This window comes from Caballeronia udeis (genome assembly GCF_001544555.2).
Classification (GTDB): domain Bacteria; phylum Pseudomonadota; class Gammaproteobacteria; order Burkholderiales; family Burkholderiaceae; genus Caballeronia; species Caballeronia udeis.
This window is the reverse complement of sequence record NZ_FCOK02000151.1, coordinates 1-6440: the sequence shown is the minus strand read 5'-3', so window position 1 is coordinate 6440 and position 6440 is coordinate 1. Positions and strand designations below refer to the sequence as shown.

At 56.8% G+C, this 6440-nt stretch carries 6 protein-coding genes; 2 read left to right on the top strand and 4 right to left on the bottom strand.

Going from position 1 to position 6440, the window contains the following annotated elements; genetic code table 11:
• The 4 genes from AWB69_RS44550 to AWB69_RS44535 form a co-directional block, all read right to left on the bottom strand.
• A partial coding sequence (locus AWB69_RS44550; RefSeq protein WP_197500489.1) for a glutamine synthetase occupies positions 1–193 on the bottom strand: 193 nt, incomplete at its 3' end.
• A gap of 3 nt (positions 194–196) precedes the next feature.
• Positions 197–1759 (bottom strand): glutaminase A, encoded by a 1563-nt coding sequence (gene glsA / locus AWB69_RS44545; protein ID WP_231937454.1) that lies wholly within the window; start codon positions 1757–1759, stop codon positions 197–199.
• 68 nt (positions 1760–1827) lie between these two features.
• Positions 1828–3156: an ammonium transporter gene (locus AWB69_RS44540; RefSeq protein ID WP_231937453.1), complete on the bottom strand. Its 1329-nt coding sequence runs from the start codon at positions 3154–3156 to the stop codon at positions 1828–1830.
• 75 nt (positions 3157–3231) lie between these two features.
• Positions 3232–3567, bottom strand: a complete 336-nt coding sequence (locus AWB69_RS44535) for a P-II family nitrogen regulator (RefSeq protein WP_062093130.1) — start codon at positions 3565–3567, stop codon at positions 3232–3234.
• A 912-nt stretch (positions 3568–4479) separates the two neighbouring features.
• Between AWB69_RS44535 and AWB69_RS44530 the strand changes: the two genes are divergently transcribed.
• Together AWB69_RS44530 and AWB69_RS44525 are read left to right on the top strand one after the other, a co-directional pair.
• Positions 4480–5166 (top strand): TetR/AcrR family transcriptional regulator, encoded by a 687-nt coding sequence (locus AWB69_RS44530; RefSeq protein WP_062093129.1) that lies wholly within the window; start codon positions 4480–4482, stop codon positions 5164–5166.
• A 265-nt stretch (positions 5167–5431) separates the two neighbouring features.
• Complete coding sequence (locus AWB69_RS44525) at positions 5432–6193, top strand: CerR family C-terminal domain-containing protein (protein WP_062093128.1); 762 nt, start codon at positions 5432–5434, stop codon at positions 6191–6193.
• The last annotated feature ends 247 nt before the right edge of the window (positions 6194–6440 follow it).

Genomic DNA, 6440 nt, shown 5'->3' with positions numbered 1-6440 from the left:
TGTCCGACGCTTCGATGCCCTTCCAGCCGGCGATAGACGAACCGTCGAAAGCGTGGCCGCTTTCAAATTTGTCTTCGCCGAATGCCGAAACCGGCACCGAAACGTGCTGCTGCTTGCCGCGCGTGTCCGTAAAGCGCAAGTCTACAAATTTCACCTCGTCGTCGACGAGTCGTTTCATAACCGAAGCAATCATCTTTTATCCCTGAATGTTTTCAAAAAATTCCACAACCCCACGGTTCCCGCTACGCTTGGCGTCATCAAGCGGAGTGTTTCCCCATCGGTCTTTTGCATCGCGATTCCCGCCGTTCTGCAAGATGTACTGCACCGAAGCTGCTTGTCCCTCAGAGGCCGCAATATGCAGCGCAGTTCGCCCGTCATAGTCAGCGCCGTTGATCTTGGCGCCAGACGCGACGAGTCTTTGAATCTCTTTCGTGTCTCCTTTGGCGGCGGCCCAGCACAAATCCACAATACGCGCGTTGCCCACCGATACCTTGCGACGCGTAGGGTCCGTTTTTTCCCCCTCCGCACCCGACACAATGTCGAAGTTGTGAAAGGAATACTTCGACATCAGCGACTTGCAAAACTCGATGCCCCGCACACTGTTGCCATGCTCATCGAGCGGAGGTGACCAGACGCAACAGCCCAGTACTTCCGGAACGACAACCATGATCCCGCCACCGACGCCAGATTTCGCAGGCACGCCGATCAAGAACGCAAACTCTCCGGAAAAATCGTACATCCCGCAGGAGTGCATAAGAGATAGACAGTTCTTGACCGTGTCGATTGAGAAGACCCGCTCATTCGTTAATGGATTCACGCCGCCGTTAGCGAGGGTCGCGGCGGCAATGGCCATCGAGTCGCATGTCATTTCCACCGAGCAGCACTGAAAATAGAAATCCAGCGTGGCGGAAATGCCGGTGTTTTTCGGAAACGCCGCATTCTCTCGAAGAAAGTACGCCAATGCGAAATTCCGGTCTGCCGAATCCCTCTCCGACAAGAACACGGTATTGTTGAACGAGACGTCCCCGCCGGCCGTGAGCCGTCTCCATGTATCGAAGACGTGCGCGAAACGCTCCGACGCAGACTGGCCACTCTTGATTAGCGAGCAACTGACGATGGCCCCCGCGTTGATCATTGGATTGTGCGGCCGCTGGCGCGAATCCAGCGTGATCGCGTTGAAGGAGTCGCCACTCGGCTCCCGACCAATGTGGGTGTGCACTGATTCCGCCCCCAACTCTTCGGAGGCGAGGCAATAGCTCACGGTTTTCGAAATTGACTGGATGCTGAAGAGATCCTTCGCGTCCCCGAAACGCATTCTTTGTCCGTCGACACTGCACACGCTCAGTCCGAATTTTGAAGCGGGCACGCGAGCAAGCTCGGGGATATAGGCAGCGACCTTTCCTTCTGTCACTTTTGCCGTTTCATGAAAGATCTTGCCGATGGAGCGGCACAACTCGTCCCAGTCGGGTATCGCGAGCGAGTCCTCCGCAACACGACGAAAGAGGCTCGGGTTAAGAGCAAACAGTTCAATGAATCCACCGAGAGACAAGGAGGACCCTGCGTGTTTCTCCGCCTCCAGGCGTTCGAATATTTCTTTTGCCCGCGGGTCATCGCTCAAGATTCCCGCCGCACGAAATCTTTCCGTGACGCGCTTGGCTGGAAGCTCTGTCTGGCCCGGTTCCAGAAAGAGCTTATAAAGAGCTTCGTCCGGAGACTCGGTCAACTCCCGCGTTACATTCGGCGAAGGACCGGAAAGCATTGGGGATTCCGCCCCTTGTGTGCGCCGGCTCGCAGCTATCGATACCTTGTTGTTCATCGCGGTCTCCATCAAGCAACGTGTTCGCCGTGCAGCGTGACGTCCAGCCCATCGCGCTCCTCTTCTTCCGTCACACGCAGGCCCATGAGCATGTCGATGATCTTCAGCAAGATGAAGCTCATCACGCCGCTATAGATGAGCGTGGTGAGCACTCCCTCCGCCTGCAAAACAATATCGCCTTCCGCGCCGCCAATGTCCTTGACCGCGAACACACCGGTCAGCAGCGCACCCACGATCCCACCGATGCAGTGCACGCCGAAGGCGTCAAGCGAATCGTCATAGCCGACCCTGCGTTTGAGCCACGTGGCCGACCAGAAGCAGATCACACCAGCAGCGATACCGATCACGAGCGCGCCAGTCACGCCGACATAACCCGAAGCCGGCGTAACCGCCACCAGCCCCGCCACTGCACCCGACACAATACCTAGCACCGACGGCTTGCCCTTGGCAATCCATTCGGCGAACATCCATGAGAGCGCTGCTGCGGCTGTCGCCAATTGCGTTGCTACCATCGCGAAACCGGCACGGCCATCAGCCGCCACTGCGGAACCCGCGTTGAAACCGAACCAGCCCACCCACAGCATGGCGCCACCGATCAGGGTCAGCGTCAGATTGTGCGGCGCCATTTCTTCACGGCCGTGGCCAACACGCTTGCCGAGCACCAGACAGCAGACAAGGCCGGCGATACCCGCGTTGATGTGCACCACCGTGCCGCCTGCGAAGTCGAGGATGCCCGCGCTAGCCAGCCAGCCGCTCGGTTCCCAGACCATGTGTGCGATCGGCGCGTAGACGATGATCGACCACAGCGTCATGAACACCAGCATTGACGAGAACTTCATCCGGTCTGCAAACGAACCGGTGATCAGCGCGGGGGTGATGATCGCAAACGTCATCTGATAGACGAAGTAGACCGTTTCCGGGATCGTCGGCGCCAGGTGGCTGACGGTCAACGTCGTGCCCTTGTCACTCTTGATGTAATTCATGCCGGCCAGGAGGACGCGAGAGAAGCCCCCGAGGAACAATCCTCCGGGCGTGAACGCGAGGCTGTAGCCCACCATGGTCCAGACGATCGTGACGACGCAGGTTATCGTGAAGCTCTGCATTAGCGTCGCGAGCACGTTCTTCTTGCGGACCATGCCACCATAGAACAGTGCGAGGCCCGGAATCGTCATGAACAGCACGAGAGCGGTGGAGGTCAGCATCCAAGCGGTATCGCCCGAACTGATCTTCGATGAATCCACGGAGAACGGTGCCGCGGGTGCTGCCGGGGCTATAGCAGTAGCGGTAGCGACCGTCGCCACGGAGGTTTGTGCTTCCGCGTGCGCCAATAGGCCAAACATTAGGATAACTGTTGATAAGCAAAGAATTGCGTAAAGAATCTTTCTTTTTGACGTAAGTAGCACCATTTTTTCTCCTCAGCCTTCAGTAACAAGTTCGAAGTTTCTGACGCGAACGCTCAGCGTCACATCCGAAACCAATATGGGAATGCCGTCAGATGCGGTCTTGTTGCACGATGCCGAAATCGTATTCACGACCTCATTAACGATCGCAGCACTGACAACAGTCTCGAGGACGATCTCCCGCGCGTTAGGGAATGCGCAAGGTCGCGAATGCCCATGCTCCGCATCCATATCTTCGGATAGCCGGTCCATCGCTGCCGAAATCGTCATACCCTTGATACCGATCGATACAAGGGTGTCACGCAGGTCGTCCAGCACGGACTCTGGAACGGTTGCGGTAACGAGTTTCATAACGCCACACCTACCATCGCGGATTGCAGCGGTCGTTCTGCTTCGGTCATCGCTTTCGATTTGATACATGGATAGCCAATTTCACACGCTTGTCATGGAATCCGATATATATCGGGCGTGCACCGCTACAGCCCGACCTACCGGTCGATGGACGAAGTGCAATTGTCATTCTTCAACCGACAAGGTTTCTGACGGCGGTCTCTTACAACTCCACGTGTACTGCACGATGCGTCCGTTTATAAAACAGTTGGGCGCGCCATTTATTCCATCATCAAGGTTCAACTTCGCGCAGTAGCCTATCGCCTTGTCCGAACAAGATTGCGGAAATTCTTAATCAGGGCCTTGTGTGTCGAAGTCTCGAAAAAGATTGCGGAGGAAGTACCACTGTGACGAATCTTGTCGGTTTACATGAGATGCCACATGCCTGAATTGATTAGGAGTACGACGTCGGTGAACACATCGAGACCTATCGGCACTTGATTTATCCGTTCAAAGCGATGCCCTCCTCGACGGACTGCTGCCATGGGCTCTAGCTCTGACCGTACCGGCGCAGCAGCATAAGAAGTCTGGAAACTCGTGCCATGGGGCTGGAATGCGGTAGCTCGCGCATCCCAATTCTGGAGCATCAAAGAACTGCCGTGCCGATGGCACGAGGGCACAGTGGGAATGGCGCCGCGAAAATAGCGTGTCCGCATGGAATAGAAGTCGCGCGCTCCGTGTTGTGTGTCTGTCGCTATTGGATATGCGGTTCACGAGATGTTGATAGCCGGTATTGGCGTACCAGTAATGTGATGGACTGAGCTCTCGTTAAAAGTGTCACTTATCCATAGGGCACTACCGACTCGTGCACGGGAGCCAGAAGTTGCACAACCTTTTAGCTTGCGCCCAGTACGTGACTCTGGAAGAGTCGCGATGGGCAAAGGAACGGTAAGCAAAGTGGCAAGATACGCGAAACCAACCCGACTTACGCGCGAACAGAGCCGTGACCTGACCCGCCAGCGTCTACTTGACGCTGCACGAGGAGTTTTCCTGAGTGATGGATTTGCCGCGGCTAGCCTTGAGGACATCACCGCGGCTGCGGGCTATACGCGTGGCGCATTTTATTCAAACTTTGGCTGCAAGCAGCAGTTGCTCCTGGAACTGCTAGCGCGCGACCAAGGGGCCACAATGGCCCGTATGCGTACGATCTTCGACGATCAGACATTGCATGGCGACATGGGATCGTATCTGATCCAATACTACTGCGAGTGTTATCGCGACAATGAAAGTCATCTTCTGTGGACCGAGGCGAAGTTACAAGCAACCCGCGACGCGAGATTCCGCGCGCGCTTCAATGTACTCATGCGAAATTCCTTACAAGCCGCAACGACCTACCTCGCCGCGCTTGCCGAAAGGATGGGACCACCACTACCGTTGTCCGCTGCAGAACTGGCACTTGGACTCTCGGCGCTCTTCGACGGACTTCAGTTCTATTGCTTGTCGAATCCGCAGGCGGGCGTTAACACTAACGAGTTGATAAAAAACATATTGACGAACCTCTGCGCGCGTTCGGGGGACGTTGTTAACTCGTCGGCAGTGAAGGAACGGCTGCAGGTGTGATGAGCGCTCAGGAGAGTGTCGATGGATGTTGCCAACCCGCAACCGGGGCAGCGTAACGACGGGTGACCCAGATCGCTTTTATCGCCGCTTGAGCCCACTCGATACGTTTTTGCCGCATGGCGCTCAAACAGCATGTCGAGATCGTATCGATGAAGAGCGCGAGCCAGGGTCACCCACTGATGACCGGTGTGTCCATGAGACCACGTGCAAATGGCCGTTTGATCGCGAGCAAGTGACATATTTTATCCGTTGAGACAGGAGTCAAATGAACGACATAGAGCGGCCGCGGCGTCCTTCGGCGGGCGGCTACGCGCGCGGCGACGAGACACGGCTGCGGATCATTGAGGCGGCCATCGAACTCTTCGGCGAAAGGGGCTTCGACAGCGCCTCGACGCGCGACATCGCCGCGCGCGCCGGCGTCAAGGCACCTGCCCTTTGGTATTACTTCGAGAACAAAGAGAGCGTCTATCGCGCCTGTGCCGAGCAACTCGCGGAGGACGCCTGGACCAACCTCGCGCCCATCGCCGGGCATGCCGCCGAGGTACTGCGCGACAACGGCGACACGCCCGCGCTGATCGATGCGTTTATACGTATTCAGGAGGCTATTGCGGACCGCATGTTCATCAAGGGGTATGCGTCGTCGAACCAGCGGCTCTTCTTCGCGCGCGAACACGCCGGGCACGAGCCGAGCATCGCGTCTGAGATCCTGGCGCGGCGCTTGCGGCAACCACTAAACGAGGCTGGCGCGAAGCTGATCTCGCGCATTACCGGGTTGGCCGTCGACGATCCCGTTACGCTCATTCGCTTGCTCAGCCTGCAGGGGCAACTGCTCGTGTTCCACGTCTCGTCACGCTCGGCGCTCACGCTGCTCGGATGGAATGAGATCGATGCAGTGAAGAGCGAATTGCTCAAGTCGACAGTGCGAGAGCAGACCCGGCTGCTGCTCCAGATGTGGAGCGAGGAGCGGGATGCAGCGCCCTCGAAACAGGCAAAACCTCAGAATTGTCCGTACGTTTCGCATACCTAACCAGCAACGCCGCTGAGTATTTCATTAGATTTCGTGCCTAGCCGCCAGGTGGTTATTGGCGTCCTCCTTTGCCTTCGCGAATGCCTGCCACCAGGCATTCGCTTCCCTCTTTCGATGCAGATCGAGTGCTTTCGTAGAGCCACTTTCCGACTTATCGGTGTTACATCCGACCCTAGCAGGCTGCTGAAGTACACCGGAGTTAAAGAGGCCCCGCTCCGATTACGCGACTCTCGTCGCAAGATTTTTC

Coding starts and splice junctions, on each gene's coding strand:
- glsA (WP_231937454.1), bottom strand. CDS start 1,759: ATGCTTTCCGGTCCTTCGCCGAATGTAACGCGGGAGTTGACCGAGTCT.
- AWB69_RS44540 (WP_231937453.1), bottom strand. CDS start 3,156: ATGTTTGGCCTATTGGCGCACGCGGAAGCACAAACCTCCGTGGCGACG.
- AWB69_RS44535 (WP_062093130.1), bottom strand. CDS start 3,567: ATGAAACTCGTTACCGCAACCGTTCCAGAGTCCGTGCTGGACGACCTG.
- AWB69_RS44530 (WP_062093129.1), top strand. CDS start 4,480: ATGGGCAAAGGAACGGTAAGCAAAGTGGCAAGATACGCGAAACCAACC.
- AWB69_RS44525 (WP_062093128.1), top strand. CDS start 5,432: ATGAACGACATAGAGCGGCCGCGGCGTCCTTCGGCGGGCGGCTACGCG.